The following is a 26,036-nucleotide window of genomic DNA, read 5'->3' as shown; positions in this document are numbered from 1 at the left end:
AGGTCGTTACCGAAGGTGTTCAGATTCCTAACTATGCCCCGCGAGCGTGTACATTCAGTATGATTTCCGACGCACCCCACTCTCGGTCGTCCGCGGGGGTCGACGACGAATCCGGGACTGACGCCAGTTCGTGGTTCGCCACCGAGGTGCCCGACATCGTCGAGGGGCTCGCGTCCTCGCAGTCCATCGGTCCCCTCACCGCCGCGACCGCCCGCGAACTCATCGCGGTCGGCCGCGCGAGAGACGCGCTCGCGCTCGTCCTCGGCGAAGTCGACGGGTCGTGGCGGCGGTGAGGGGGCGGTGAGACGGCGCGAGCCACCGAATCGACGGCCGGCGGACTACTTCTCGCGGGAGCTCGTGTCTCTGACGTACAGTTCCACGAGCGAGTCGAGCAGGTGCGGAGCCAGTCGGAACCGAACGTCCACGCTGTTTTGCTCGCGGTCGTACGCGAGCTGTTGGACGTCGATGGCGGCCAGAAGCGTTCGCATCGCGTCGACGACGTAGTTGCTCGACCCCGCCTCGACGCGGAGGCTGTCGCCGAGGTGAATCGAGAGCCCGTCGACGGCCGTCTCGTAGCACGTCTTGCTCGGCGCGTCGACCCGCTGGGTCCGTTCGACCAGTCCGAGGCTCGACAGCGTTTCGAGCCGGCGGTAGATGGTCGATTCGGAGACGTCGCAGGTCTCGGCGAGCTCCTCGGCGGTCATCGGCGCGCGGTTGCACGCCAGCAGTACGTCCCGGGAGACGTCGTCGCCGAGCGCGTCGAGGAGGTCGTCGTCGGACGACTCCGGGGGGATATCGGTCTCGTCCGTCGTCTCGGCGGCGGCGCTCTCGTCGGTCAGCGGTCCGGGAGGCTCGTCCGAGGCCGAGAGAACGTCGTCCACGAGGTCGCGTCGGGTCATCGCGTGTTACCTGACGCGGGCGGGTAATATGTAATCGGTGCCTACAATCGAGATAATCTCTGCTTAGCTCCGAACAGTCTCGAATTCCCGAAAAACAGCGGTCTGAAGGCAAAATCGAACGACTGCGGCGAATTAATGGGTGCGAAACGTCGGCTCGCGGCGGTGAGACCCACCGCGGCGCTCGCCGATGCTCACTCGACGGTGACGCACTTGGCGAGGTTGCGCGGCTTGTCGATGGGTCGTTCGAGCAGGTCCGCCGCGTGGTACGCGACGAGCTGGAGCTGGACGTTGGCGAGGACGCCGGCGATGTCGGGATGGGTGTCCGGAATCCTGAGCACGTGGTCCGCGAACTCGGTCACCTCGCCGGTGCGGTCGCTCGTGATGGCGATGACCGGCGCGCCGCGGGCCTGCACCTCTTTGACGTTGCTCAGCGTCGCCTCGTCCTCGTGGCCGGTGAAGATGGCGAACACGGGCGACAAGGGCGTGACGAGCGCCAGCGGGCCGTGTTTGAGCTCCGAGGCGGCGAAGCCCTCGGCGTGCTCGTAGGATATCTCCTTGAACTTCAGCGCGCCTTCGAGGGCGACGGGGTGGGCGACCCCGCGGCCGATGAAGAAGTACGCGTCGCTCCCCTCGTACTCGATGGCGATTTCGCGGGCCATCGAGGTGTCGAGCACCTCCTGTACGTCGCCGGGGAGCCGCGACAGCGCCTCCATCAGGGTGCGCGCTTCGGGCGACTTCGCGCCGGTCACGTCCTCGACGAGGCGCTCGGTGAGGAGCGTCAGCGCCGTCACCTGCGACGAGAACGTCTTGGTGGCCGCGACGCCGATTTCCGGGCCGGCGCGGATGAGCAGTTCGTCGTCGCACTCGCGGGTTATCGACGAGCCGACGACGTTCGTGACCGCGAGGGTCCGCGCGCCGGCGGCGCGGGCGCGGCGCACCGCGTCGAGGGTGTCGGCGGTCTCCCCCGACTGGCTGACCGCGACGACGAGCGTGTCGGGCGTCACCGGCGGCTTGATGACCGAGTACTCGCCGGCCATGAACGCGTAGGCGGGGATGCCCCGGGAGTTGAGCAACGACGCCGCGTACATCCCGGCGTGGTGCGAGGTGCCCATCGCGAGGAGGTGGACCTGCTTCACGTCGGCGAACGACTCCGGCGGGAACTCCTCTAATTCGACGCCGCCGGCGTGGGTGTTCAGCCGGCTCTGGGTGGTCCGCCGGAGCGCGCCGGGCTGTTCGTGAATCTCCTTGTACATGTAGTGCTCGTAGCCGCCCTTCGTCGCCGTCTCGGGGTCCCACTCGATGTGTTCGACGGGGCGGTCGACCGCGCGGCCGGCCGAGTCCGTGATTTCGTAGCCGTCCGAGCGAGTGACGACGAAGTCGCCGTCGTGGAGGTAGATGACGCGCGCCGTGTGCTGGATGAACGCGGGCACGTCGCTGGCGAGGTAGTACTCGCCGTCGCCGACGCCGAGGACCAACGGCGACCCCGAGCGGGTCGCGAAGATGGCCTCCTCGTCGCCGATGATGGCCGCGAGGGCGTAGCTCCCCGAGAGACTGCCGACCGCGGCGCGGAAGGCCTCCTCGGGGGTCGCGCCGTCGCGGAGGTTCTCCTCGATGAGGTGCGGGACGACCTCGGTGTCGGTCTCGCTACTGAAGACGTGCCCGCGGGCTTCGAGGTCGCTCCGGAGCGACTGGAAGTTCGAGATGATGCCGTTGTGGACGACGGCGATGCGGCCCGACTCGTCGGTGTGGGGGTGCGCGTTGCCGTCGGTGACGCCGCCGTGGGTCGCCCAGCGGGTGTGACCGATGCCGTAGTCGCCGGCGATGGGGTTCTGCTCGACGGCCGCGACGAGTTCGGAGACCTCGCCGACGCGCTTCGTCAGCGAGATGCCCGACCCGTTTTTCACGGCGATACCGGCCGAGTCGTAGCCGCGGTACTCCAGCCGCTGGAGTCCCTCGACGAGCGAATCGACCGAGTTGTCCGCGCCGATGCAGGCGGTGATTCCGCACATCAGTGGGTCACCTCCACGCGCTCGCGGACGTCGCCGTGTAAGACCGTGCCGGCCCCGACGACAGCCTCAGCGCCGACGCGACTGCCCGCCGTGAGCGTCACGTTCGCGCCCACCTCGGCGCGGTCGCCGATGATGCTCCCGAGGCGGCGGTCGGTGTACAGCCGGCCTTCGAGGATGACGTCCGCCCGACCGCCGGGCGAGACGACGCCGTCGCCGACGGTCGCGCCGGGGCCGACGACGGAGTCCCGGAGGACGACGCCCGCGCCGACCCGCGCGTCGGTCGAGAGGATGGAGCGCTCGATGACGCTGTTCGCGCCGACCGAGACGTTGTTCTGGAGGCACGAGCCGGCGCTGATGACCGCGCCCGGTCCCACGTCGCAGTCGTCGCCGACGACCACGTGGTCGCCGACGACCGCGCGCTCGTGGATTCGCGCCGAACCGGCGACGGCCGAGCCGTGTCTGCGCGCGAGGAGCGTTTCGGTCACGGAGAGGAGTCCCCACGGGTGCGAGGGGTCGAGCCAGCCGCCGTTGACGAGGACGGACGTGACGTTCCCGTCGAGGTAGTGAATCACGTCGGGAAGCCGCGTCTCACCGTCGTGCGGTGGGGTGAGCCGGAGCGCCTCGAACACCGCGTCGTCGAAGACGTAGACGCCCGCGTTGACGAGGTAGCCCTCGCTGTCGACGGCGTGTTCGTCGATGTCGGCGATGCGGCCGTTGTCCTCGACGACGACGCCGTACTCCTCGGGCGTGTCCGACTCGGCGACCGCGACGGTGGCCACCGAGTCGGTCGTCGAGAAGCGTTCGAGCACCGTCGTGACGATGTCGGCGTCGATGACGTTGTCGCCGTTGCAGACGACGAACGGGCCGGAGACGAGTTCCTCGGCGAGGAGGAGCGCGTGCCCGCTTCCGAGTCGGGCGTCCTGGTGGACGAACTCGATGTTCGCGTCGGGGTACGTCGCAGAGAGGTGCGACTGGATGCGGTCGGCGCGGTGGCCGACGACGACGACCGCGCGCTCGATGCCCGACTCGAACAGCGCGTCGAGAACGTACTCGACGACCGGCCGGTTGGCGACCGGGAGCATCGGCTTCGGCTGGAAGGTGGTGAGCGGGCGAAGCCGTCGCCCCTCTCCGCCCGCGAGGACGACCGCCTCGGTGATGCGGTCGTTCATTCGCGCCCTCCCGCGAGCGACAGGCGTTCGGAACGTGACCGTGACGGTATGCAAGTCATGAAGGAAACAGGGAGGGCGACGGGGATTGTTATACAGCGCGTTCCCCGAACCGGTCTCGCGTTAGGGTCGCGTGTGAGACTGTTGCAAGCGGAGACCGCAGTCCGAAATCGGCGGAGTAGACGGTTCGGACGCGCCTAATCGGAGGGCGTTCCCCCGACAGTGTCGCGGCGCGGCGAAGCCGCCGCGTCGGTCGCACGGACTGCGAACCGCACCGCGGGGTGAGAACGGACCTCGGTGGAGGAGTCGAGGAGAGTTGACCTCGGTGGAGGAGTCGGGGAGTCGAAGAGAGCAGACGTCGGCGGGCGGAAAGGAGGGGAGAGGAGGGGAGAGGAGGGGAGGGAAGGGAAGGGACCGAGCGCCGCGGCTGTTCGAAAGCGGAGCGAAGTAAAATCCGGGTGCGGTCGTTGGGAATCGGTATCGTCGCGGACGCGTGAGAACCGACCGACTCAGAGGTCGAGGCGGTCCTTGTACGACTCCATCGCGGTGATGGCCATGAGCGTCGCGGTGCTCAACACGGCCCAGCCGGCGGCCGGGACCTGTTCGAGTCCGGGGACGCCGAGCAGTCCGGCGGAGACGGTCGCGGCCACGCCGGCGGCGATAGCGAGGTTCCGCTTCGGCGACGCGGCGAGCGACGCCGACTGCTCGTCGTCGTCCTCGGTGCTGACGATGTCGCCGTCGAGGTACTGGTCGAGCTGTTTCGCGGTGTCGAGAAGCGTGATGTCACCGCGGTTCTTCTCGAAGTCGACGATGCCCGCCGAGTCCATCTTGGGCAGGTGACACTGGTACAGACCGATGTACACGCGCTTTCGCTGACTCGACGACAGCGCCTTGATCTCGATGCCGTTTTCCTTCGCGGCGATGAACTCGGCCATGTCGCCGAGCTTCGCTTCGCCGTCGTTCTCCTTGAGGTACCGGAGCGCGTCGCGCCGGCGTTGGTTCTTCAGAATCTCGAAGACGACGTCCTTCGAGAGCGCTTCGATTTCGGGTTGTTGTTGCTGTTCTGCAAGCGCGTGAGACCCACCAGTCGTCTCCGCGGGCTGTTCATTCGTCGTCTGGTCGACAACGCCGGTATCGGCTTGTAGTGAATCGGTAACCATTGTTCCTTCCTCCCCCACTGTGTGGTCGGGTGCTACCGTGTCACGTGGTCGGTCGAGAGGGAAGACCACGAGACGTTTGCACAGACCACAACCTTTGGATGCGCCCCACCAAGCGCGCCCCAGATACAGAGGGTCAGTGAGCTAATAGGTTAAACAAGGATATATACTTGTCTGACAATCCCACACTCTGATTTCTCCGACTGTTAGGGTTGCAAAATCTGCGAGTAAAGTGACTGTAACAATCTATACTAACTCAGACTTTCAATAGTTCCGATAGTAAGAGAACCCTACCAGAGAGCCGCGAGGGACGCCGTTTTCACCCTCATTTATCTCGATTCTGAGAAAGATATAAAACACGGTTGGCAGTTAGGTTCACGGATACGTCGATTCAGCAGTAGCATCCGTTGAGAATACGCGAGCGCTTCGAAGCGGGTGTTTGCGACGGCCGCGAGGAGACGAATTATTCCGCGATTATTCCACGAGCGCTTCGAAGGCGTCGGCCGAGGTCCCCGCCCGCCGCTCGGAGCGGTACTGCGCGAACACCAACACGAGGAGCGCCGCGGAGACGAACACCGCGACGGCGCTCCACGAGACGAGCGCGAACCCGGGGAGGCCCGCCCACAGGCCGAGAATGAGCGCCCAACTGAGCGCGCCGAGGAGCGCGTAGTACCGGCTCCACGGCTCGCTCGTCTCGGATTGCATCCAGAAGAACCCCCGCTTTGCGACGTTCGAAACGAGCTCGACGGACCGCTCTTCGTCGTCGTAATCGACCAGACCGGCGCTCTCGAGTTTCGGGAGATGCGTCTGGTACAGCGAGATGTACACCCGCTGTCGCTCTTCGTCGGTCACGTCCTCGACCGCCGTTCCGTTCTCCCGCGCGGCGACCATCGCCGCGAGTTCTTTCAGCGAGATCGCCTCGCCCGCCCGATGGAGGAAGTAGAGAATCTGCCTCCGCCGGGAGTTGCTGAGGATTCGGAATAGCTCGTCTTTTGATAGCGTTGTCATCGTCGTGTGCGGGGGTGGTCCCGCACGCGGTGTGAAAGAGGGACCCGACCCGGTTGGGTCGTACTACACCACACCCGACCTTTGTTATCGTGACGTTTCCGGGAGGCACCGAGTCGGTCGCTACCGGATATTAAGTTCATCTTCACGCGATTGTTACCGGGGCGCAGACCGTCAGCGGGAGGGGGTTATCTCGGTCTCAGAGATGATTCCACATCTCAGCAGTTTCGAGAAAAACCCTCGGGGCGAAACGGGAGCAAACTCGCGGCAACGGCGGTAAGGAACCCAATTGTCCAGTATAGAGGTGGCTAACAATACCCGATGACGGCGATACTTAGATTCGAGACTACATGTTCGAACTGACTGGCTTCCAGCGCGACCTGCTGTACGTGATCGCCGGGGCAGAGCGCCCGTCCGGGCAGGAGATTAAAGAGATGATCAGCAAAGACGTCGGGGAGGTGAATCACGGTCGCCTCTACCCGAACCTCGACGCCCTCGTCGAACAGGGGTACGTCAACAAGGGACAACACGACCGTCGAACGAACTTCTACGAGATGTCCGAGAAGGGCCGCGAATCCATCGTCGAACGCCGAGAGTGGGAAGACCGGCGCGTCGAGTTCCTCGGGTAGCATCACTCTGACGGAGAGACGCATCGTCCGTTCGAACACCCCGCGGGCGCGAGTGGGACGCTCGCCCCGGGAAAGCCGAAGGCGAGAACGACTCGTCGCTGGTGGCCGCATCGGTCCCCGCGGTCTCGTTCGGCCCCTCCTCCTTCCGCCGACGATTCGACCCCGAGCGACCGCATCGACGCTGAACCGGAAGCCGACCGCGCTCGGTACCGAGCGCCCCGTCTGGTCCGGCCGGGTTTCGAAGCATGAGCCGACGTGCGGACCGTGGACGGGGGGCGCGACGCACATCGTCGGGGGTCATATCAGATGTCGGTACACTCAAGAGCCGTCAAAAATATCAGATTCAAGATAATCGAGTCGGCGCTCCGAACCCGAGATTAATGCACCCATAAGAAACGGATTAATTCGAGAATAAGCGAGTGCAGTCTTGCGTTTTTGCGCGTTCACTGAACGACGGGAACTCGTCGAGAATTCGAACAGTAACGGCGGCAATAATATCATCGATAGACATTCATGTATTCCTACTAATGTAATTATCGCAACATTTATGGGGATAATCCGCAACCCCTGAGACATGGTAAGAGAACGGTCCACCGGGCAGGACCCAGAGACGACGACTGACGACGACGTCGGTAGACGCAAGTACCTCGCGCTGTGCGGGTCGGTATCGGCCGCCGGTGCGCTCGCGGGGTTCTCTGGGGTCGGCTCGGCGACAGAACAGGCAGACGAGTCAGCCGACGCCGACGGGCACACGCTCGTCGTCGCAGGCACCGGCTCCGTCTCGTCGTTCGAAGTGACGGTCAGCGGGTCCATCTCACCACTCCAGCCGAACGGCGCGCTCAGCACGACCGGGACGGTCGGCCCCGCCGCCGAGGGTACCGTCAGCGACGACTCGCGGCGCTACCAGTTCGCGGGCGACGTCACCAACTTCCAGTCGACAGACGCGGTGTCGGTGTACGTCGACGGCGTCCGCGTCCCCGACGACACCTTCTGAGCGCCGCCGAGCGTCTCGTTGTTTTTATCCGACCGACAGTGGCGACAACGGGAGTGCTACGAGCGCATGTAGCCGCGGAGCCACTCGGGCGTCACGTCGTCGAACGACACGAGTTCCCCACCGTGTTCGGCGACGAACCCGTCGGCGTCGGCGTCTGACGAAAACGGAATCAGGTCCCGTCCCATCCCACCGAGCACCTCGCTTCCGACGACGTAGGCCATCTCGGTGGCGTCGCCGAACGTGTCCGCGGCGGTGTGCGTCGAGATGAACGTGTCGCCGCCCTCGGTCAAGAGCTCGTAGTCGACAGTCGAGTAGTCGGTGACGTACACCGCCGTCGCCTCCCAGCCCTGCTCTCGACGGTCGAAGTGGTACGGAAACAGCCCCATGCCGAGCGTGTGGAACCACGCCGGGTTGTCGCGGCCCTCGGGGGCGTTGTCGCGGTAGAAAATCTGTCCGTTCGGGCCGGCGTGGAGGCCGATGACCATCCCGCCTCGGTCGTCTTCCTTCCCGCCCGAGAGGTCGACCGGGTCGGGCACCTGTTCGCGTCGAGAACCGCCGCCGAGACAGCCCGCGAGGGCCGCGAGCGCACCGAGAGAAACGGCTTTCGTCGCGGCGCGGCGCGTGAGCGCACCCGGCGGGGAGTCGTCCGGCGGAGAGTCGTCGTGCATCGTCGCTCTGCGCGCCGGTCGAGGCGCTCGCTACATAAACGGAGAGGATGTCGGTCGCGTGCGCGAACCGAGACTACCCGGTCGAAGAAAGGAGGAGGCGACGGCGAGCGGTGAGTCAGGCGACGACGCGCGCGCCCTCGACGAGCGAGCGGACGTCCTCGAACAGGCGGTCGGCGTCGCCTTCGTCGCGGGCTTCGGCGGTGATGCGGACCAGCGGTTCGGTCCCGCTGGCGCGGACGAGGAACCAGCCGTCGTCGGTGTCGACGCGGATGCCGTCGATGGTGTCGACCTCGTCGTACGCGGCGTGGATGTCGCGGGCGATGCGGTCCATCGCCTGGTGTTTGTCGTCGAACGAGAGGCTCGCGCGGCGGGTGGCGTAGCCCGCCCCGCCGAGGTCGGCGACCTGTTCGGACAGCGGTTCGCCGCGGGCCACGAGGTCGGCGAGCGTGAGCGCCGCGTAGTGGCCGTCGGGCGCGAGCGTCTCGTCGGGCCAAATCCACGCGCCGGAGGGCTCCCCGCCGAAGACGTAGCCGGGTTCGGCGACCGCCTCGGCGACGTGGACGTCACCGACCGGGGTGTAGGTGACGCGCCCGCCGGCGGCCTCGACCACGTCCTGTACGAGCAGGCTCGTGTCGACGGGGACGGCGACGGCGTCGCCCGGGGAGACGGCGTCCCGCGCGAACAGCGCGAGCAGTGCGTCGCCGGGGACGTACGCGCCGGTCTCGTCGACCGCGACGAGTCGGTCGGCGTCGCCGTCGTGGGCGAGGCCCACGTCCGCGTCGAGCGCGGGGACGGTCCGGCGGAGCGCGGTGAGCGTCTCGGCGTTCGGCTCGCTCTTTCGGGCGGGGAACCGACCGTCCTGCTGGCCGTCGATGGTGTTGACCGTCGCGCCGAGTTCGTAGAGCGCGTCGACCGAGACGCGGCCCGTCCCGTTGCCGAGGTCGAACGCGACGGAGACGTCGTCGAGGTCGTCGAACGACGAGACGAGGTGGCTCACGTGGCGGGCCGCGGCGTCGGGCCACTCGCGCTCTTCGCCGTGTTCGTCCCACGCGGCGAGCGACACCTCGTCGCGGTTGAGCCGGTGGACGATGTCGCGCGTCTGGGCCTTGTCGAAGGCGCGGCCGCTCGGCGTCCAGAGCTTCAGGCCGTTGTCTGAGGCGGGGTTGTGAGACGCGGTGATGCCGATACCGGCGTCCGCGCCGGTCCAACCGACCGCGCGGGCAATCGTGGGGGTCGAGGCGACGCCGAGTCGGACCACGTTCGCGCCGCACTCGCGGACGCCGGCGCTCACGGCGTCGGCGAGCACGTCGCCGCTGAGTCGCGCGTCCTGTCCGACGACGACGGTGCAGGCGTCACAGCCGACCGCGCGGCCGATTCGAAGGGCGAGTTCGGCGGTCACGGTTCGGCCAACCGGACCTCTGATTCCACTCGTTCCGAACATACCGTGGGAGACGATGACAGGACGTTTTGGTATGTTTCGCCTACTGTCACGAGCGGGGAGTCAGGCGGCACCTACTGGGAACGCGAACGAATCGCGGACCGCGTCGGCGTTCTCGGGGCCGCGTCGCCACTCGACGGGACGAGTGGGCGGTGAGTGGTCGATGGTTAGGCGGCGCGTCGCCTCACTGGAGGGGCTGGGTGTCGCCGATGGGGACCACTTCGATAGAACCGAGCGCGTCGAGCGTCACGCGGTAGCCCGCGTACGAAAACGAGAGGAGGGCGTCGTCAGAACGGCCGAACACCGTTTCGAGTGCGTCTGGGTCGATAGTCTGTGCGAGCGGCGGGAGTTGCGTCGGTCGGACGCCCTCGATCGCCGCAATACTCAATACAACATTCGTGCTTAGAAGCTCGGAAGAATCGCGGTCGATACGGTACGCGCCGGTCGCCTCGTCGTACGTCACGCGCGAGTCTTTCCAATCGTTCGTCTGTGCCATCATGGGTGCCTTAACAGCCGTCTGTGTGCGACGGTGGCCCTTAAATCCATGCTATTTGTGAACAGTCGTAATTCGTGAACGTCACGGAAACGGACGAGTACGGCCGTGGTACTCCGCAGACTCAATCTGGTGCCGAAGATACACAATCAAAAACCGTGATGGTTACGGAGTGACGACGGTCAGCCCTGTCGGGCACGAAGCGTTCGGACGGTCTCCCGCGCCTCGTCGACCGTGATTTCGCGCTTGTAGAGCGCCGAGCCGGGTTCCAGCAGTTCGCCGCCGGAGACGAGGCCGCCGACGTCGACGGGACCGAAACCGATGTCACGGATGAGGCCGGCGACGCGCGCTTTGGCGTCCGAGTCGTCGCCGGCGAGGAACACCGCGAGTCGCTCCGACTCGGGGAGGTCCGGATGTCCGAGGTCACGGAGCGTCTCCCAGTGGATGGTGTTGAACGACTTGACCAGTTGCGCGTCCGGGAGTTGGGCCGCGACGAGTTCGGAGGAGGTGTCGTCACCGAGGTCGATGACGTGGAAGTTCTCCGTGTAGGGGTTCATCGCGTCGACGACTATCTTCTCCGCGAAGTGGTCCGAGTCCGGCAGTGAGTCGCGCTCTCGGAACGGAATCGCGAGGAAGACCACGTCGCCGAACCGAATCGCTCGCGTCGGTTCCACCGCGCGCAGTTGCGGGCCGAGCGTCTCCGAGAGGTCTGCCATCGACTCGACCCCGCTGTCGTTGGCTATCGCCACCTCGTGGTCCGCCTCCACGAGGAGTTGGGCCAACGTCCCACCGAGTCGGCCAGCGCCGAGTATCCCTATGTCCATGAACAAAGATGTATGTTATTCAAGTTGAATCTTTGCGTGGTCGGCGGCGAGGCGACCGGCCACCAGCCAGACGGGTTACACTGCCGTTAAATGCCGTATCGCCGGCACAGACCTCTCTCCTCGGAGGATTTTCCGGTGGTTGAGCGTCAGGCTCCGCCGGCGTACGCCGCGAACTCCCTGCCGCGCAGGGCGAAGTAAGCCACGCCGACAATCCCGACGAGCGACGCGACCGAGAACGCGAGCGTCGGGTCTCTCGCGTAGAGCCAGCCGCCGAGCGCCGCGCTCGGGATGACGACGGTGTTCCGCAGGAGGTAGTACGCGCCCGTCACCCGCCCGCCGGCGTTCCGCTCCGCCGGGCCGACGATGAGCGCCTTGTGCGCGGGGAGGCCGGCGAACCGGAGCCCGGAGAAGGCAAAGAGGGCGACGACGACCCACTGGTCCGCCGGCGCGAAGATGAGGAGGACCGGGAAGACGGCGTACACCGCGAATCCGAGTCCGACGACCGGCTTGAGTCCGGTCCGCTCGGCGAGCTTCGAGACGGGGAGCTTCGTCAGGAGCGCGACCACCATCTCGACGCCGAGGAGGACGCCGAAGAAGGCGTCCGGGCGGAGCGAGACGCCGAAGCCGGTGAAGCCGACGGCGAGGAACTCCGTGACGACGATGACGAAAAAGACGTACACCATCCCGTTTGCGAACCGGACGAGCGTGTCCGCGACGAGGAGCGGCCGAAGCGTCTCCGGGAGCGACCGGAGGTCGTCGCGGAGTTGTGCGAGCCCCTCGAACGACTTGCCCAGCGAGTCCTCGCGCGCGTCGTAGAGGACGTGTTGGGCGACGGTGGCGACGATACCGAAGGCCGCGGCGACGACGAGGACGTACCGAAATCCCTCGACGAACGTCGCCGTCGCCGCCAACAGCGCGGCCGCGATGAGCGGCCCGAGGAGAAAGCCGACGCGGCGGAAAATCTCGGTGCTGGCGAAGCCCATCGCCAGTCGCTCCGGCGGGACGCTCTGCTTGACGATGGCGAACGTCGCGCCGAGGCCGAACGACTTCCACGCCTGCGTGAGAAAGAGGCCGACGAAAATCCAGAGCCACGGTTCGAGCGAGACGCCCGCGAGCGTCACCTCGGGGACCTGCGGGGCGACGAACCAGAAGAGAAAGCCCGCAGAGGAGACGGTTCCGAACAGCGTGAGCGAGAGGCGCGAGCCGAGTCGGTCGGAGAGCGCGCCGCCCGGATACGGGTACAGGGCCCCGATGAGGTTGCCGACGCTCCCGTAGAGACCGACGACGGTCGCGCCCGCGCCGAGAACCCGCAGGTACTCCGGGACGTACCGCCCGGTCATCTGAAACGAGAGGCTGAACGCGAACATCGCCACCGAGAGGACGAGCACGTCGCGTTCGAGCCCGACGAACTGCCGAAAGGAATCGAAGCTGTCGACGGCGTCCCGACGCGTATCCATCGTCCGAGTGGTTCGCGGGAGCGCCCAAGAAAGTACGGAGCGGTCGGGCCACCGCGGGGCGGTGGGCCTACGCGTCGACCGGCGGGTCGACCCAGACGACGAGGCCGTCGTCGGTCCTGACGACGCCGCGGGTGAGCTCGTCGCCGAACGGCGCGTCGTCGACGGTCTCGGGGTCGACTTCCGTCACGCGGTCGACCTCGTCGACCAGCCAGCCGAACACGGTCGCGTCCTCGTCGGCGGCGTCGAAGACGACGACGCGGGAGGCGTCGGGGTTCGAGCCCACGCCGAGAAGCGAGGCCGTGTCGACGAGCATCGTCGTCGCGCCCCGGTAGTCCATCGCGCCGACGACGTGCGGCGGCGTGTCCGGGAGCGAGCGCGCGGACGTGCGGTCGATAATTTCGGTGACGGCGTCGAGGACGACGCAGTACCGTTCCTCGCCGAGTTCGAATTCGAGCACCTGCGTCGGCTCCGCGACCGCGCCGTCGGGCGCGTCGGTGAGCGACATCTACGCGCTCCGGGCTGAGCGCCCGTCTTCGGCCGCGTCGAGTTCGTCTTCGAGGTCGTCCACCTCGTCGTCGATGTGGTCGACGAGGAGCGCGACCTCCGAGATGTTCGCCGTCTGCTCTTCGGTGGCCGCGGCGACCTGGTCGATTTCGCCGGCGACCTCCTCCGCGCCCCGTGCGGTCTCGTCGACGAGGCTCGCCACCTCCTCGGTGCTCGCGGCCTGCTGGTCGGTCGCGCGGGCGACCTCCTCCGCGCCGGCGGCGGCCTCGCCGACCGCGGCGTCGATGTTCCGGAGCGCGGAGACCGCCGCGTCGACCTCCGAGATGCCGTCGTTGACCTCCTCGTTGGCCTCCTCGATGTTGCCGACCGTCGTCTCGGTCGTCTCCTGGATGTCGCCGACGACCGCCTCGATTTCTGAGACGCTGTCGCGGGACTGCTCGGCGAGGCTCTTGACCTCGTCGGCGACGACGGCGAAGCCGGCTCCTGCTTCACCGGCCCGTGCGGCCTCGATGGAGGCGTTGAGCGCGAGCAGGTTCGTCTGGTCGGCGATGTCGTTGATGACCTCGACGACGTTGTCTATCTGGTCGACCTTCGCGCGGAGGTCGGTGATTTCGTCGTACACGTCGGTGGTCACGTCGTCGACGGTCTCCATCGCGTCCGCGGCGTTGTCGGCGGAGCTTCGGCCCTCGGCGGCGAGGTCGCGCGCCTGGTCGCTCATCGCCTTCGTCTGGTCGGCGCTGGAGGCGATTTGCTCGACGCTGGCGCTCAGGTTCGACACCTCGCCGGCGACCTCCTGCATGTTGGTCGACTGGTCGCCCGCGAGGTCGCTTATCTCCTGTGCGCTGACGGCGACGCTCTCGGAGGCGTTGGAGAGTTCGGCGACCGCCGTGCCGATTTCGTCGGTCGCGTCGTCGACGTCGTCCACGTCGTCGAGGACCTCGTCGGCCGCCGCGCCGGCGGCACCGGGACCGGAATACGCGTCGTGCTGTCGGGAGGTACCGCCGTCACCGGGCGTCGGGTCCCGTTTGTTTCGCTCGATTGCCATACGAACGGGTGTGGGAGTAAAGTGATAAGTATTCGTGGCCAATATCAATGCGGATAATCTCAGATTGCCGCAAAGCGCCTCGAAACGGCCAAAAATAACAAATACGGGAAAGATATTGCAGAATGGATACTAAACCGCCTTCGCTGATAGAACCGGAAAATCGTCGGGTAGTTTAAAATCACTTGTCCGGTCAAGGTCGGCGGTCGCGGCGGGGGCTCTCCGGCGTCACTCCGGTGTCGCCGCGGCCGGGGTCCGGTGGGAGGGCCGAAACGGGGCGCGTTCAGGCCGGTTGGAGGGCCGAAACGGGGCGCGTTCAGGCCAGTCGGCGGCCGGCGGCGACGGCGACGAAGCCCGCGAGCGCGACGAGGACGATGGAGCCGCCGGCGGCGAGCCCGTAGAGATACGCGACGGTGACGCCGGCGACGCCGGCGAGTTCGCCCGCGAGGACGCCGTACAGGAGCGACTGCTTGAAGCTCCGGCCGAGCCGCGAGGCGGTGACGACCGGGACGACGAGCAGGGCCGCGACGAGGATGACGCCCATGATTCGCATCGCGCTGACGACGACGAACGCGGTGAGGACCGACAGGAGCGTGTTGACCGCGCGGACGTGGAGCCGCGACGCGCGGGCGGCCGTCTCGTCGAACGTGACGTATACGAGCGGTCGGTAGGCGACCGCGACCGAGCCGACGACGACGAGCCCCATCGAGACGAGGAGCCCCACGTCGGCCCGCGAGACGGTCGCCAGCGAGCCGAACAGGTACTGGTTGATGCCGACCGAGATGCCGCCGCCGGTCAGCGAGATGAGCACGCTCCCGAGGGCGAAGCCCCCGGTCAGGACCATCGCCAGCGCGGCGTCGCTCCGGGCGTCGGTGTACTCGACGAGAGCCTGCACGACGAGCGCCGCGACGACGGCGACGACGAGCGCACCCAAGAGCGGCGGGACCGCGAGGCCGAGCGTCGCGTCGAGAAAGAGCGCGAGCGCGACCCCGGCGAAGGCGGTGTGCGCGAGCGTGTCGCCGACCATCGAGAGGTCGCGGTAGACGAGGAACGACCCGACGAGCGGGCCGACGACGCCGATACAGAGCACCGAGAGGTACGCCCGTTGCATGTAGGGGTAGCCGAGGAAGTCGAGGCCGGTGACGCCGGCGAGCCACGAGAACGCCCCGCCGACGACCGCCGTCAGGAACCAGTCGAAAACCCCCGTGAGCGCGTCGGTCACGAGGAGCGGCGCGAGGGAGTCGGCCGCGGAGAACTCGACCGCGAGGAGGTCGGTTGCCGCGAGCGCGACGGGGCCGGTCACGACTCGTCCTCCGGGTCGGTGCGGGCGTGCCCGCGAGACTCTTCGCGGCGGCCGTGGTGACGGCCGTGACCGTGGTCGTGGTCCAGCACGCGCTGGTTCGCGCCGTAGGCCGCGGCGAGCGCGTCGCTGTCGGCGAAGTCGTCGGGAGAGCCGTGGAAGTACAGCCGCTTGTTGAGACAGGCGATTCGGGACGCGCGGGCCGTGACGACGCCGATGTCGTGTTCGACGAGGACGACCGTCATCCCCCCGTCGTTCAGCTCGCCGAGGAGGTCGTAGAACGCCTCGCGGGACTCGGCGTCGAGGGCGACCGTCGGCTCGTCGAGCGCGAGCAGGTCGGCTTCGGCCGCGAGCGCGCGGGCGACGAAGACCCGCTGGCGCTGGCCGCCCGAGAGCGCCCCGACCCGGCGGTCGGCGAGGTCCGCGATGTCGACGCGGTCGAGCGCCGCGGCGACCGCCTCGCGGTCGGCGGCCGAAAAGCGGCCGAACAGGTTCCGCGGGTAGCGACCCATCCGGACGACCTCGCGGACGGTGACGGGCATGTCGCGGGCGGTCCTCGTCACGTCCTGTGCGACGTAGGCGACGCGCTCGCCGTCGGCGAAGTCGTGGGCGGGGCGGTCGAACAGTCGCACCTCGCCGCGCGTCGGGCGCTGGAGACCGAGCATCAGCGTCAGGAGCGTGCTCTTTCCCGAGCCGTTCGGACCGACGAGTCCGAGGAACTCGCCTTCGGGCACGTCGAGCGAAATCCCGTCGACGACGGGCACGTCGCCGTACGAGAAGGCCACGTCGCTGAGCGAGACGGCCGTCATTGCGCGCCGAGCGCCGTCCGGAGCGACGGGAGGTTCACCTCGCGCATGATGTCTACGTACCCCCAGTCGTTTTCCTCCCACTCAGTCATTACGCCGGGGAGCGGCGTGAGCGGGAACACGTCCTCGGCGTCCGTCTCGCCGACGAGTTGCTGTGCGGCGCGGTCGGACTCAAGCGGGTCCGCGAGGACGTGTCGGATGTCGTGTTCCTCGATGGTCGCCTGCGCCCGCTCGATGTCCCGCGGCGACGGCTCCTCGTCGGGCGAGAGGCCGGTGAGCGCGACGATGTCGAGGTCGTAGCGGTCGGCGAGGTAGCCGTAGGCGTCGTGGCCGGCGACGAGAATCACGTCGCGCTCGCGGGCGGCGAGACCGTCTTCGAACGCCGCGTCGAGCTCCGAGAGCGTCTCGCGGTAGGACTCGGCGTTCGCGGCGTAGGCGTCGGCGTTCGCGGAATCGACCGACTGGAACGCGTCGCGGAGCGTCTCGGTCGCGGTTGCGACCCGCGTGGGGTCCAGCCAGAAGTGCGGGTCGAGTTCGCCGTGGTCGTCCGTCTCCGACTCCTCGGCGTGTTCGTCGTCGCGCTGTTCTGTCTCGTCGTGGGACTCGTCGTCGTGGACGTGGCCGTCGGGGCCGATTTCGTGGAGGTCCACGTCGGCGGAGGCGTCGACTTCGGCGACACCCGAGCCGTCGGCGTCGAGCGAGGTTCGGATGTCGTCGGCCCACGGCTGAAAACCGGGCATCCCGTGGACGAACAGGTCGGATTCGAGCACCCGGCCCTGCACGTCCGGGCCGGGCTCCCAGCCGTGGCCGTGCTGGCCGATGGGGACGAGCGTGTCGACGGAGGCGGCGTCGCCAGCGACGTGGCGCGCCGCGTCGCCGAAGACGAAAAAGGAAGCCGTCGCCGTCGTTTCCGAGTCGGCCGACGAATCGGTCGAGCCGGTCGAATCGGACGAGTCGTCACCGCCGAGACAACCCGCGAGGCCGACGGCGGCGCTTCCGGCGACTGTCGCGAGGAACCTGCGTCGGGTCTTCGTTCGCATGTTAATAGAAAGTTTGTTCGAGATAATAAGTGCTGTTATTTTGAATGTGTTTTTTATTATTCGTGGTGGCGTCGCGGTCGCCGGGGAGCGCCGTCGGCCCCGAAGATATGCGGAGAGCCGTGATATCGCTCTGCGGACGGAAGCGTCGACCCGAGACGTGCGGTGAATACGGAGCGCCGCGGCTCAGCGGGCAACTGTCTGAAAAGTCGAGATGGTGTCTGCCGCGATAAACAGCAGTCGCGTCTCGGTGTTACTGTCGGACGACGTTCGCCGCGCGGGGGCCCTTGGGCGAGGACTCGATGTCGAACTCGACTTCGGTACCTTCCGTGAGGTCGTCGCCGCCGACGTCTTCCATGTGGAAGAACACGTCTTCGTCGTCGTCGAGGTCGCCGTCGTCAGTAGAGATGAAACCGTAGCCGCCAGTGTCGTTGAAGAAATCAACTTTGCCGTGTGCCATTACGTACAAATCAAGAGTCGGGCGACGGATAACCCTTCCGAGGGTCGAGGTACCACGACCCTTCGGCAGACGTTCGTCCACTCCAAGCGGTCGATTCGGGGGAAAATGTGCCGGACCGGAAGGGAGTTGGCATGACGCCGAAACCGTGGCGTCCAGCCTGAGCAGTGGTCCGCGGACTGAGCAGTGGTCCGTGGAGCGTCTCGTTGCGCGGCCCGCGAGCGCGGAGTCCCACGACGGCGACGACGATTCGACTGGTGTACGAAAACGGCTTTGTCCGAACGGCCCGTCGACCCGACACCGTCGGGCGGTCGCCCGCGGGACACCCCATCATGGCCACCCTCGCACAACAGGTCGAGCAGGCGACGAGTCTCGGAATCTTCCTCCTCGGAACCACGCTCGCGGTGCTCAGTCTGCTCGCGTGGCGACGGGAGCGCGACACGCGGATGGCCATCGTCTCGGCGTCCTACGCGATGTTCTCGCTGTACGGGCTCGCCGTGTTCCTCGAATACCATCTCATCGACTGGGGGGTGGCGACCGCGGCGACCGTCGAACTCCTCGAACACGGGTCGGCGGCGCTCATCCTCGTCGGGCTGGCCGGCTTCTTCGCCGCGCTCTCGCGGGACTGACGCATGGACGAGTTCGAACTCGACTCCCGGCGAGACATCTACGCCGCGGTCGCCGACCGGCCCGGAGTCCACTTCCGCGGGCTGTTGGACCGCCTCGACGTCGCGCAGGGAACGCTCCAGTACCACCTTCGGGAGCTCGCGGACGCCGGCCTCGTGGACGTCTCCGACGACGGGAAGTTCACCCGCTACTACCCCGCCGGCGAGTTCGACGACGAGGACCAGCGCCGGATGAACGCGCTCCGGCGAGAGTACTCCCGGCGCATCATCGCGCACCTCCTCGCCGACGGCCCGCTCACAACGTCAGAGCTGAGCGACCGCCTCGAACGGTCGGCCTCGACGATATCGTGGCACCTGTCGAAGCTGGACGACGCGGACCTCGTCAGCCGGCGGCGCGACGGCCAACGCGTCTACTACGCGGTTCGAGACCCCGACCGCGTCCGCTACCTGTACGTGGTTCACCGGCGGAGCTTCACCGACGGCGTGGTCGACCGACTGCTCGGGTTGTGGGACGCCTACTGAGAGCGAGGTTCGACCCCGTCCGACCCGGTCCGCCCCGACTCAGGACTCTCGGGCGGTCACTCGCGCCGACGCGTGGCTGAGGGCTCTGAGCGCCAGCACGTACGCGAGGAAGCCGACCAGCGCGACCAGTCCGGGGACGGCGAACCCCGCGAGGTCGGTGCCGACCGCGGCGGCGTGGAGGGTCGCGAAGCCGAAGCCGGCGTAGGCGAACGCGTGGACGACGCGGGGCGACCACGGGCGGGCGAACCGCCGCGGGTCGAGGAACCCGAGAACCGCGACGACGAGCACGACGAGCGCGCCGACGCCGACGGCCGACCCCGCGAGCAGGTACGGCAGGCCGTAGTCGGGGACCGGCGCGGCACCGTCGACAACGCTCCACACGTCCGCGATACCGACGACGCCGTGGGCGAGGACGAGCATCATCGCGAACGCGGACACCTCGACGTGGATTCGCCTCGCGGCGTCCCGGAGCGGGCCGAACGCCTCCGCGTTGTACAGGATGCCGGTCAGGACGGCGAGGTACAGCGCCGGGTAGGAGACGAGCGCCAGCGCCCGGTCGAGATACCAGACGAGCGCCATCAGGAGGCCCTCGTCGTCGCGACCGCGTCGGGACAGCCGTCACCGTCCTGAAAGCCGTTCCGCGTCTCGGGGCGAGTCGGGCACGCGTCGGCGTCGTCGGCGAGGCCGTCGCCGTCGTAATCCGCGGGGGCCTGTCGCTCTCCGACCGAGGCGGCCGGGTGGTCCGCGACGGTCGGCGATTCGAGGTCGGCGCGGGCGTCGGCGACGGCCCAGACCGCCGCCATCGACGCGACGAGGACGAACACCGCCGCGAGCGCGACGAGGCGGTTCGTCCGCTCCCTACGCGACATGGTCTTCGAACCCCGTCGTCGCGTTGAACACGCCGTCGTGGACGACGAACGCTTCGAGCCCCGGCCAGTCCTCGGCGAGGGAGAGCGCGTCCGCGAGCGGCAGGGCCCCGAGCGTCGTCGCCAGCGCGTCGGCCTCGGTGCAGTCGCGCCGGGCGACGACCGTGACGAGGTCGTGTCGCGCCCCGACGCGCCCTCCCCGCGGGTCGTAGATGTGGTCGACGCCGCCGCGGCCTCGCCGGTGTCCCGACGAGGTCGCGACGTTCCACGAGGTGTCGAGGACGCGGAGCGGGCGGTCGCCGCCGAACGGGCTCTCGACGGCGACGGGGCCGGTCGGGGAGCTGATGTCGCCGCCGCCGTCGACGAAGCCGGTCCGGGCGAAGCCGTCGAGTTCCGCGGCGGCCCGGTCCACAATGAACCCCTTAGCGAGCCCGTTGAGGTCGAGTCGCCCGTCGGTCTCGACGGTCGTCCCGTCGACGGCGACCCGCGCCGATTGGGTGGGGTCGGCACCGCGGGGGCGGGCGTCGGAGTCGCCGGAGATGTACTCCTTGACTCGGGCCTCGGTCGCGCCGGCACCGATATCGAACGCGCCGTCGGTTCGCTCGCGGTATTCGAGGCCGCGACGGACGACCGCCGCGACGGTCGCGTCGTCGATTCTGCCGGTCCGGTTGAGCCGGGAGACGGCGCTCCGGGAGTCGAAGGCGTCGAGCACGCGTTCGAGGTCGAGGGCGGTGTCGCGGGCGCGGCGGGTCGCCGCGGACGCGTTCCGACCCGCCGCGCGGACCAGAAACGCCGTGTCACAGCAGTCGAACGTCACCGTCGACTCGCCGAGCGCCGAGCGGGCCCGCGAGGCGAGGTCAGTCGTCATCGCCCTCGTGTTCGCCTTCGCGTTCCTCGTCACCGCCGTACTCCTCGTGTTCTTCGTCGGAGTCGCCCGCCTCGTGTTCCTCGTCGCCGTCACCGTCGCCGTCGCCGTTCGACTGGACCGCGGGCGTGAAGTTCGGGTTCGGCGTCGGCGCGTCGTCGGCGGACGCCGTCGCGGTGTGGTCGGTCGGCGTCTGCGTGTCGGTTCCGGGGAGGAGCGTCGGCGAGACCAGCCCCGCCGCGACGACGGTCGTCAGGAGCGCGCCGACGAGCGCCAGCGCGACGAGGGTGTGTTTCGGAAGCGGGATTCGCATCGTGTCGAAGCGGTCGCGAAGGGCGGATAAACGGGTTCGCGTCCAACGCTCGAATACTCGGTCAATCATCGAATGTTCGTCCAATCGTCGAATCGTCGGCTCACGGGGGCACCGAGCGGGGCGGATCGGTCGGGTCGGGGCTGGCTGGGGCGGGCTGAGGCTGGCCGGGACGCGACGGGACGGGACAGGACGCGACGAACGCCCTCGCCTCAGTCTGCCGCTCCGTCGCGCGCTCTCGCGAGCGACTCGCCGAGCGCCCGGCGCTTGATGAGCGCGAAGCCGGCGAAGATGGAGACGAAGCCGAGCGCGGTCACGGCGTCGATGAGCTGGCCGAGGAACGCCCAACTGAGGAGCGTCGCGGAGACGGGTTCGAGGTAGCCGATGAGGTTTATCTGCGTCGGGCCGAAGCGGCCGAGCAGTTCGAAGTAGATGAGGAACGCGCCCGCGCCGCTGACGACGGCGAGATAGAGCAGGGAGCCGACGGCGACGCCGGACCACTCGACGGCGGCGAGCGACTCGCCGGTGGCGACGCCCGCGACCGACAGGAGCGCGGCCCCGAACAGCATCGCCCACGCCTGGAGCGTCCGCGCCGGGATGTCCGAGGAGAAGGGCCGCGTCAGGACGGCACCGAGGGCGAAACACGCCGAGGCGACGAGGACGGTGGCGACGCCGACCACGTCGCTGGAGAGGAGCGCGTTCGGGTCCGGGCGGGCGACGAGGCCGACGCCGAGGAAGCCGAAGCCGAAGCCGAGGACCCCGAGCGGGGTGATGCGGTCGCCGAGGATTCCCGTCGCGAACAGCGCGGTCAGGACCGGCCCGAGGCTGATGACGATGGCCGCCACCGCGCCGGGGACGTGTTCCTGTCCGAGGTAGAGAAACGCGTGATGCGCGCCGATGAGGAGGCCGCCGGAGACGCCGACGAGCGTCCAGTCGGTCCGGCTGTGCGGCCGCCAGTAGTCGGTCGAGACGGCGGCGTAGCCGAGGACGATGAGTCCCGCGAGGAGGAACCGAAGCGCCGCGAACTGGAGCGGCGGGAAGTACGCGAGGCCGATTTCGATGGCGACGAACGAACTCCCCCAGAGGAGTCCCAGAAGCACGAACAGCCCGGCGGCGACCCGGCCGTTCACCGACACCACGCTCCGCTCGGCGGACGGCGACGCCGCGGCCGCGACCGCGACCGACTCGGCGGCTCCATCGATTCCGCCGACCGCTCCGGCCCTGCCGACCACTCCGGCCCCGTCGGCCGTTCCGACCCCGTCCGCCGTCCCAGCCCCGCCGACCCGGATTCGAGACGCCCGCGTTCAGTTGCAGTAATATCCAGCACGTGAGCGTATCGTTACCACACAATCGATAATAGTCGTTTTGTTCGGTTCGAATTTCGAACCGCTTGCGGCCTACAGCGAGCCGCGGAGGACCTTCGCCGCGGTCAGAATCGGGTCCCAGACGGGGCTAAAGGGCGGCGCGTAGCCGAGGTCGAGACGCTCCACCTCGGCGACGGTCAGCTCCGAGGCGAGCGCGGTCGCCACGGTGTCGATTCTGACGGCGGCGCGGTCGGCCCCGACGATGGTGCCGCCGAGCAGTCGCCCGGTGTCGCGGTCGGCGACGAGCGTGACGGTCGTCTCGGCGGAGCCGGGGTAGTAGCCCGACCGCGAGCCGGCGGTGATGGTCTCCGAGACGGGGTCGAAGCCCGCGTCGCGCGCCACGTCGAGGTCGGTCACGCCGGCGCGGCCGCACTCGAGGTCGAACGCCTTCACGACCGAGGTGTCGGCGACGGTCCCGATGGGTTCGGGGTCGCCGGCGACGGTCTGACCGATGGCGCGCCCGGCGCGGTTCGCGGGCAGGCCGAGCGTGTTCCACGTCGGTTCGCCGGTGACGACGTGGTCGATTTCGGCGCAGTCGCCCGCGGCGTAGACGCCGTCGGCGCTCGTCCGCCCGTAGTCGTCGACCGCGATAGCGCCCGTCTCGCCGAGGTCGACCGCGTCGGCGACGAGGTCCGAGTTGGGTCGGAGGCCGATGCCGACCATCGCGGCGTCGACCGCGAGGTCGCCGTCCTCGCAGACGACGGCCTCCACCCGGCCCGCGTCGTCGCCGCGGAGGCGCTCGACCGACGCGCCGAGGTGGAGCGTGACGCCGTGGGCTTTGAGGTGTTCCTCGACTCGCTCGCCCACGGCGTCGCCGAAGGTGCCGAGGACGTGGCCGGACCGCTGGAACAGGTGGACGTCGAGGCCGTGGCGGTGAACGCCTCCGCCATCTCGACGCCGACGAAGCCGCCGCCGACGATGGCGACCGACTCGGGCGGGTCCATCGCGCCGAAGCGGGCCGCGCGCGCCTCGTCGACGAACCCGCCCCCGCCGAGGTCGGCGACCGACGCCTCGTCCGGGTCGGTGAGGAACGACCGAATCGCCGCCGCGTCGTCCAGGCCGTGGAGCGTGAACGCGCCGTCGAGGTCGATGCCGTCTATCGGTTCACGGAGCGCCCGCGCGCCGGTGGCGACGAGGAGGTCGCCGTAGGGCTGTTCGAACGTCCCGTCGGGGCCGTCGACCGTGACGACTCGCTCGTCGGTGTCGACGGCGACGACCTCGTGTTCGCGCCGGAGGTCGATACCGCGGTCGGCGGCCGCCTCGGGCGACAGCGAGAGCATGTCGGTGAGCTTCTCGACCTCGCCTTTGACGAAGTAGGGCGTGCCGCAGTGGGCGTAGGAGACCCAGCGACCCTTCTCGAAGACGACGACGTCGCGGTCGGTGTCGGCGCGGGCGAACTTGCTCGCGGCTGAGAGTCCGGCGGCGTCGCCGCCGACGACGACGAATGGTTCGGCAGACATCGTGAGAGAGTGGTACGCCCGCCGACACGTAATTTCCCCGGCCGGACGGAGCGGGCGCACGGACGATAGCGACGGTCGAGGGGCCGGCGACGGCGGCCGGAAACGAGGCGAAAACGAGCGAACCGGCCCGTCAGTCGCCGACGCCGCCGCGCTCGGCCGCGAGCGTCCCGAGCACCCACGCGCTCACGGCGGGCGTCTCGCGCGCGGCGAACTCGGCGGTCGCGTACTCCGAGACCGCGTTTCGCGCGGCCCGAGGGTCGCCGTCCTCGTAGTAGTCGTCGCGCAGGTAGTCGTCCCCGTTGCCGACCATATAGGCGATATCGACCAGCGCGCGCCGCGTCAGGTGCGGGTTCGATTCGTCCGAGCGGGCGGCTTCGAGGGCCTCGAGCGCGCCGAGTTTCGCGTCCCTGACCGCGGCCGCGGACTCGACCGACTCGTACCGGCCTCGCTTGACCGCCGTGACTGCCTCCTCGAACGCGCGGCGGTGCGTCTCGGCGGTGTGCGCGCCCACGAGCGCGGTGGCGAAGCGGTCGCTTCGGAGGGCTTCGCGGGCGTCTCGAAGCCCGCTTTCGACTTCGACGAACGTCTCCACCAGCAGGTCCTCGGCCGGCGTGCGTTCGAGTTCCTCGGTGTCGAACCCCTCGCCCTCGATGACGGCTTCGAGCCCTCCCTCCTCGGGGTACTCGGCCCGGCGGTCTTCGGTGACCGCGACGAGCGAGGACGCGGTCGACTCGAACGCGTCGGTGAAGTCAACCGGGTCGACAATCGACGCCAGATAGCGGTCGCGGACGTGGCGCGCGCCATCGAGCGACGCCCGTGCCGACTCCACTGCGTCGAGGAGTTCGCCGACTCGCGGGGCGCTGTCGGCGTAGCGACCGTACTGGTCGGCGTTATCGAGACGCCGGACCGCACCCGCGACGAAGTCCTCGACGGCGTCGTACACGACGAGCGCCCGGTCCGGTTCGTCCCCGAGGTAGCGCGTGCCGAGCCTGAACGACTCGATGTCGGCGCGGACCGCCGCGGCCTCGTCGCGCACGTCGGCCTCGGTGCGGTCGCCGACCGCGGCGTCGTAGGTCCCCTTCGCCATCGCCGCGGCTCCGCGGGCATAGCGCAGTCCCCGAAGCGTCTCGAACGGCGACTCGTCGGTGTCCGAGGGGGCGACGGCCTCTGCGGCGTCCGCGTACGCCTCGGCGTAGACGTTCCGAACGCCCTCGTTCGGGACTTCCTCGGGAGACATCGTCTCGGGGACTGAATCGAGGAGTTCGCGGGCGCGAGCGCGACTCAGTTCGAGGTACGATTCCGCGATGGGGGCCGGGACGCGGGCGGGGAACGCCGGCGACCCGAGTTCCCTGACCTCCCGGAGCGCCGCCGCGTCAAGTGCCGAGTCGTCGGATTCGGATTCACCCGCGTCGAGTGCCGTACAGCCCGCGAGTCCGGCGACGCCGACCCCGGCGAGCGAGGCGAGCACGTCGCGTCGCGTTCGGGGCATCTCAGGCGTCCTCCGTCTCGGTTCGGAGCGACGGCGGGAGGTGACAACTGCTTCCGCCGCCGTGTCCCCAACTCGACTCGTCCTGCGATGAGTAGGGCAGTCGCACCAGCGAGGCGACGACGTGGCGGTCGTCCACGGAGCACTCGACCGACGCCGGCCGGAGCGGGTAACAGAAGTCGAGGTGGACGACGCTGTCCGGCGGGTGCGTGACGTACAGCAGTTTCACCCGGTGGCAGGCGTTTGGCCGGTGCTGGGTGATGACGAGCGTCTGCTCGTCGAACTCCGTCTCGTCGATGAACGCGCGAGCCTCGTCGATTCCGTCGGGGTCCGCCGCGAACTCGACGTCTGCGCGTTCCTCGTCGGTGGTGACGAGGAAGTCGTCGAGGTACGACGACCCCGCCCCGTCGTCGTCGCGGGCGGCGTCTCGGAAAATCGCGCTCTCGGTGTCGTTTCGGAGTTGGAGCTGGTCGTAGTCGGTGACGAGCGCGTCCGGGGAGGGACCGGACGGCTCGTCCGAACTGGAACTGGACCCCTCGCCGGAACACCCGGCGAGCGCGGCGGCGAGGGACGCGCCGCCGGCGCGGAGGACCTGTCTGCGGGTCGGCAGGGACATGTGTCGATTTTCCAACCGAACGCCGGCGGTATGTGT

28 protein-coding genes and 1 pseudogene are annotated in these 26,036 nt (G+C 68.4%); 5 read left to right on the top strand and 24 right to left on the bottom strand.

Annotated elements, in window-relative coordinates:
* Positions 1-59 precede the first annotated feature (59 nt).
* Positions 60-293, top strand: coding sequence for a hypothetical protein (locus C438_RS03175; protein ID WP_004967817.1), 234 nt, complete (start codon positions 60-62; stop codon positions 291-293).
* 45 nt (positions 294-338) lie between these two features.
* Here C438_RS03175 and C438_RS03170 read toward each other — a convergent pair whose 3' ends face one another.
* The 5 genes from C438_RS03170 to C438_RS03150 form a co-directional block, all read right to left on the bottom strand.
* Positions 339-899 carry a helix-turn-helix domain-containing protein gene (locus tag C438_RS03170; RefSeq protein ID WP_004967816.1) on the bottom strand — a complete coding sequence of 187 codons (561 nt, stop codon included), beginning with the start codon at positions 897-899 and terminating at the stop codon, positions 339-341.
* Between the two features lie 191 nt (positions 900-1,090).
* On the bottom strand, positions 1,091-2,908 hold the full coding sequence (gene glmS / locus C438_RS03165) for a glutamine--fructose-6-phosphate transaminase (isomerizing) (RefSeq protein WP_004967815.1): 1,818 nt from the start codon (positions 2,906-2,908) through the stop codon (positions 1,091-1,093).
* Positions 2,908-4,077 (bottom strand): sugar phosphate nucleotidyltransferase, encoded by a 1,170-nt coding sequence (locus tag C438_RS03160; RefSeq protein WP_004967814.1) that lies wholly within the window; start codon positions 4,075-4,077, stop codon positions 2,908-2,910. Before C438_RS03160 ends, glmS begins: the two co-directional genes overlap by 1 nt.
* A gap of 506 nt (positions 4,078-4,583) precedes the next feature.
* Complete coding sequence (locus C438_RS03155) at positions 4,584-5,234, bottom strand: DUF7344 domain-containing protein (RefSeq protein WP_004967813.1); 651 nt, start codon at positions 5,232-5,234, stop codon at positions 4,584-4,586.
* A gap of 471 nt (positions 5,235-5,705) precedes the next feature.
* On the bottom strand, positions 5,706-6,239 hold the full coding sequence (locus C438_RS03150; protein WP_004967810.1) for a DUF7344 domain-containing protein: 534 nt from the start codon (positions 6,237-6,239) through the stop codon (positions 5,706-5,708).
* A gap of 347 nt (positions 6,240-6,586) precedes the next feature.
* On the opposite strand from C438_RS03150, the gene C438_RS03145 reads away from it, so the two are divergent.
* The gene (locus C438_RS03145; protein WP_004967808.1) at positions 6,587-6,865 is read left to right on the top strand and encodes a PadR family transcriptional regulator; all 279 of its coding nucleotides are present in this window, start codon (positions 6,587-6,589) and stop codon (positions 6,863-6,865) included.
* Positions 6,866-7,439: 574 nt separating this feature from the next.
* Complete coding sequence (locus tag C438_RS03140; protein ID WP_004967807.1) at positions 7,440-7,859, top strand: hypothetical protein; 420 nt, start codon at positions 7,440-7,442, stop codon at positions 7,857-7,859.
* A 56-nt stretch (positions 7,860-7,915) separates the two neighbouring features.
* Here C438_RS03140 and C438_RS03135 read toward each other — a convergent pair whose 3' ends face one another.
* The 11 genes from C438_RS03135 to C438_RS03085 all read right to left on the bottom strand — a co-directional run bounded on the left by C438_RS03135 (position 7,916) and on the right by C438_RS03085 (position 17,888).
* A complete protein-coding gene (locus C438_RS03135; protein WP_004967806.1) occupies positions 7,916-8,527 on the bottom strand; it encodes a nitrous oxide reductase accessory protein NosL in 612 nt (203 codons plus the stop codon).
* A gap of 115 nt (positions 8,528-8,642) precedes the next feature.
* Positions 8,643-9,968 (bottom strand): phosphoglucosamine mutase, encoded by a 1,326-nt coding sequence (glmM, locus tag C438_RS03130; RefSeq protein ID WP_049917702.1) that lies wholly within the window; start codon positions 9,966-9,968, stop codon positions 8,643-8,645.
* A gap of 181 nt (positions 9,969-10,149) precedes the next feature.
* Positions 10,150-10,464 carry a HalOD1 output domain-containing protein gene (locus C438_RS03125; RefSeq protein ID WP_004967804.1) on the bottom strand — a complete coding sequence of 105 codons (315 nt, stop codon included), beginning with the start codon at positions 10,462-10,464 and terminating at the stop codon, positions 10,150-10,152.
* Between the two features lie 176 nt (positions 10,465-10,640).
* The gene (locus C438_RS03120; protein ID WP_049917701.1) at positions 10,641-11,282 is read right to left on the bottom strand and encodes an NADPH-dependent F420 reductase; all 642 of its coding nucleotides are present in this window, start codon (positions 11,280-11,282) and stop codon (positions 10,641-10,643) included.
* Positions 11,283-11,428: 146 nt separating this feature from the next.
* Positions 11,429-12,739, bottom strand: coding sequence for an MFS transporter (locus tag C438_RS03115; protein ID WP_004967802.1), 1,311 nt, complete (start codon positions 12,737-12,739; stop codon positions 11,429-11,431).
* A 67-nt stretch (positions 12,740-12,806) separates the two neighbouring features.
* On the bottom strand, positions 12,807-13,244 hold the full coding sequence (locus tag C438_RS03110) for a chemotaxis protein CheW (RefSeq protein WP_004967801.1): 438 nt from the start codon (positions 13,242-13,244) through the stop codon (positions 12,807-12,809).
* On the bottom strand, positions 13,245-14,288 hold the full coding sequence (locus tag C438_RS03105) for a methyl-accepting chemotaxis protein (RefSeq protein ID WP_004967800.1): 1,044 nt from the start codon (positions 14,286-14,288) through the stop codon (positions 13,245-13,247).
* 313 nt (positions 14,289-14,601) lie between these two features.
* A complete protein-coding gene (locus tag C438_RS03100; protein WP_004967799.1) occupies positions 14,602-15,588 on the bottom strand; it encodes a metal ABC transporter permease in 987 nt (328 codons plus the stop codon).
* The gene (locus C438_RS03095) at positions 15,585-16,394 is read right to left on the bottom strand and encodes a metal ABC transporter ATP-binding protein (RefSeq protein WP_004967797.1); all 810 of its coding nucleotides are present in this window, start codon (positions 16,392-16,394) and stop codon (positions 15,585-15,587) included. Before C438_RS03095 ends, C438_RS03100 begins: the two co-directional genes overlap by 4 nt.
* The gene (locus C438_RS03090; RefSeq protein WP_004967796.1) at positions 16,391-17,431 is read right to left on the bottom strand and encodes a metal ABC transporter substrate-binding protein; all 1,041 of its coding nucleotides are present in this window, start codon (positions 17,429-17,431) and stop codon (positions 16,391-16,393) included. Before C438_RS03090 ends, C438_RS03095 begins: the two co-directional genes overlap by 4 nt.
* Before the next feature lie 250 nt (positions 17,432-17,681).
* Positions 17,682-17,888 (bottom strand): cold-shock protein, encoded by a 207-nt coding sequence (locus C438_RS03085; protein WP_004040969.1) that lies wholly within the window; start codon positions 17,886-17,888, stop codon positions 17,682-17,684.
* A 329-nt stretch (positions 17,889-18,217) separates the two neighbouring features.
* Between C438_RS03085 and C438_RS03080 the strand changes: the two genes are divergently transcribed.
* Together C438_RS03080 and C438_RS03075 are read left to right on the top strand one after the other, a co-directional pair.
* Positions 18,218-18,514, top strand: a complete 297-nt coding sequence (locus tag C438_RS03080; protein WP_049917719.1) for a hypothetical protein — start codon at positions 18,218-18,220, stop codon at positions 18,512-18,514.
* Positions 18,515-18,517: 3 nt separating this feature from the next.
* Positions 18,518-19,033 carry a winged helix-turn-helix transcriptional regulator gene (locus tag C438_RS03075; RefSeq protein WP_004967794.1) on the top strand — a complete coding sequence of 172 codons (516 nt, stop codon included), beginning with the start codon at positions 18,518-18,520 and terminating at the stop codon, positions 19,031-19,033.
* Positions 19,034-19,072: 39 nt separating this feature from the next.
* Here the strand turns inward: C438_RS03075 and C438_RS03070 are convergent, their stop codons facing one another.
* The 8 genes and pseudogenes from C438_RS03070 to C438_RS03035 form a co-directional block, all read right to left on the bottom strand.
* Positions 19,073-19,612: a hypothetical protein gene (locus C438_RS03070; protein ID WP_004967793.1), complete on the bottom strand. Its 540-nt coding sequence runs from the start codon at positions 19,610-19,612 to the stop codon at positions 19,073-19,075.
* Complete coding sequence (locus C438_RS03065; RefSeq protein ID WP_004967792.1) at positions 19,612-19,902, bottom strand: hypothetical protein; 291 nt, start codon at positions 19,900-19,902, stop codon at positions 19,612-19,614. Before C438_RS03065 ends, C438_RS03070 begins: the two co-directional genes overlap by 1 nt.
* On the bottom strand, positions 19,892-20,767 hold the full coding sequence (locus C438_RS03060; protein WP_004967791.1) for an FAD:protein FMN transferase: 876 nt from the start codon (positions 20,765-20,767) through the stop codon (positions 19,892-19,894). Before C438_RS03060 ends, C438_RS03065 begins: the two co-directional genes overlap by 11 nt.
* Complete coding sequence (locus tag C438_RS19845; RefSeq protein WP_004967790.1) at positions 20,757-21,077, bottom strand: hypothetical protein; 321 nt, start codon at positions 21,075-21,077, stop codon at positions 20,757-20,759. Before C438_RS19845 ends, C438_RS03060 begins: the two co-directional genes overlap by 11 nt.
* 209 nt (positions 21,078-21,286) lie before the next feature.
* Entirely contained in the window at positions 21,287-22,204 is a 918-nt protein-coding gene (locus C438_RS03050; protein WP_049917718.1) for a DMT family transporter, read from the bottom strand.
* Between the two features lie 267 nt (positions 22,205-22,471).
* A pseudogene (locus C438_RS03045) lies at positions 22,472-23,898 on the bottom strand (FAD-dependent oxidoreductase).
* A 130-nt stretch (positions 23,899-24,028) separates the two neighbouring features.
* Positions 24,029-25,387 (bottom strand): hypothetical protein, encoded by a 1,359-nt coding sequence (locus tag C438_RS03040; protein ID WP_004967788.1) that lies wholly within the window; start codon positions 25,385-25,387, stop codon positions 24,029-24,031.
* 1 nt (position 25,388) lies between these two features.
* Positions 25,389-26,000 carry a hypothetical protein gene (locus C438_RS03035; RefSeq protein WP_004967787.1) on the bottom strand — a complete coding sequence of 204 codons (612 nt, stop codon included), beginning with the start codon at positions 25,998-26,000 and terminating at the stop codon, positions 25,389-25,391.
* Between the last annotated feature and the right edge of the window lie 36 nt (positions 26,001-26,036).

Origin of the sequence: Haloferax denitrificans ATCC 35960 (assembly GCF_000337795.1) — an archaeon.
GTDB classification, from domain to species: domain Archaea; phylum Halobacteriota; class Halobacteria; order Halobacteriales; family Haloferacaceae; genus Haloferax; species Haloferax denitrificans.
The sequence above is the reverse complement of the archived record's forward strand: the minus strand, read 5'-3'. Positions and strand labels throughout refer to the sequence as shown.

Excerpts from the sequence above, each read along its gene's own strand:
- C438_RS03175 (WP_004967817.1), top strand. The coding sequence starts at position 60 with ATGATTTCCGACGCACCCCACTCTCGGTCGTCCGCGGGGGTCGACGAC.
- C438_RS03170 (WP_004967816.1), bottom strand. The coding sequence starts at position 899 with ATGACCCGACGCGACCTCGTGGACGACGTTCTCTCGGCCTCGGACGAG.
- glmS (WP_004967815.1), bottom strand. The coding sequence starts at position 2,908 with ATGTGCGGAATCACCGCCTGCATCGGCGCGGACAACTCGGTCGATTCG.
- C438_RS03160 (WP_004967814.1), bottom strand. The coding sequence starts at position 4,077 with ATGAACGACCGCATCACCGAGGCGGTCGTCCTCGCGGGCGGAGAGGGG.
- C438_RS03155 (WP_004967813.1), bottom strand. The coding sequence starts at position 5,234 with ATGGTTACCGATTCACTACAAGCCGATACCGGCGTTGTCGACCAGACG.
- C438_RS03150 (WP_004967810.1), bottom strand. The coding sequence starts at position 6,239 with ATGACAACGCTATCAAAAGACGAGCTATTCCGAATCCTCAGCAACTCC.
- C438_RS03145 (WP_004967808.1), top strand. The coding sequence starts at position 6,587 with ATGTTCGAACTGACTGGCTTCCAGCGCGACCTGCTGTACGTGATCGCC.
- C438_RS03140 (WP_004967807.1), top strand. The coding sequence starts at position 7,440 with ATGGTAAGAGAACGGTCCACCGGGCAGGACCCAGAGACGACGACTGAC.
- C438_RS03135 (WP_004967806.1), bottom strand. The coding sequence starts at position 8,527 with ATGCACGACGACTCTCCGCCGGACGACTCCCCGCCGGGTGCGCTCACG.
- glmM (WP_049917702.1), bottom strand. The coding sequence starts at position 9,968 with ATGTTCGGAACGAGTGGAATCAGAGGTCCGGTTGGCCGAACCGTGACC.
- C438_RS03125 (WP_004967804.1), bottom strand. The coding sequence starts at position 10,464 with ATGATGGCACAGACGAACGATTGGAAAGACTCGCGCGTGACGTACGAC.
- C438_RS03120 (WP_049917701.1), bottom strand. The coding sequence starts at position 11,282 with ATGGACATAGGGATACTCGGCGCTGGCCGACTCGGTGGGACGTTGGCC.
- C438_RS03115 (WP_004967802.1), bottom strand. The coding sequence starts at position 12,739 with ATGGATACGCGTCGGGACGCCGTCGACAGCTTCGATTCCTTTCGGCAG.
- C438_RS03110 (WP_004967801.1), bottom strand. The coding sequence starts at position 13,244 with ATGTCGCTCACCGACGCGCCCGACGGCGCGGTCGCGGAGCCGACGCAG.
- C438_RS03105 (WP_004967800.1), bottom strand. The coding sequence starts at position 14,288 with ATGGCAATCGAGCGAAACAAACGGGACCCGACGCCCGGTGACGGCGGT.
- C438_RS03095 (WP_004967797.1), bottom strand. The coding sequence starts at position 16,394 with ATGACGGCCGTCTCGCTCAGCGACGTGGCCTTCTCGTACGGCGACGTG.
- C438_RS03090 (WP_004967796.1), bottom strand. The coding sequence starts at position 17,431 with ATGCGAACGAAGACCCGACGCAGGTTCCTCGCGACAGTCGCCGGAAGC.
- C438_RS03085 (WP_004040969.1), bottom strand. The coding sequence starts at position 17,888 with ATGGCACACGGCAAAGTTGATTTCTTCAACGACACTGGCGGCTACGGT.
- C438_RS03080 (WP_049917719.1), top strand. The coding sequence starts at position 18,218 with ATGGCCACCCTCGCACAACAGGTCGAGCAGGCGACGAGTCTCGGAATC.
- C438_RS03075 (WP_004967794.1), top strand. The coding sequence starts at position 18,518 with ATGGACGAGTTCGAACTCGACTCCCGGCGAGACATCTACGCCGCGGTC.
- C438_RS03070 (WP_004967793.1), bottom strand. The coding sequence starts at position 19,612 with ATGGCGCTCGTCTGGTATCTCGACCGGGCGCTGGCGCTCGTCTCCTAC.
- C438_RS03065 (WP_004967792.1), bottom strand. The coding sequence starts at position 19,902 with ATGTCGCGTAGGGAGCGGACGAACCGCCTCGTCGCGCTCGCGGCGGTG.
- C438_RS03060 (WP_004967791.1), bottom strand. The coding sequence starts at position 20,767 with ATGACGACTGACCTCGCCTCGCGGGCCCGCTCGGCGCTCGGCGAGTCG.
- C438_RS19845 (WP_004967790.1), bottom strand. The coding sequence starts at position 21,077 with ATGCGAATCCCGCTTCCGAAACACACCCTCGTCGCGCTGGCGCTCGTC.
- C438_RS03040 (WP_004967788.1), bottom strand. The coding sequence starts at position 25,387 with ATGCCCCGAACGCGACGCGACGTGCTCGCCTCGCTCGCCGGGGTCGGC.
- C438_RS03035 (WP_004967787.1), bottom strand. The coding sequence starts at position 26,000 with ATGTCCCTGCCGACCCGCAGACAGGTCCTCCGCGCCGGCGGCGCGTCC.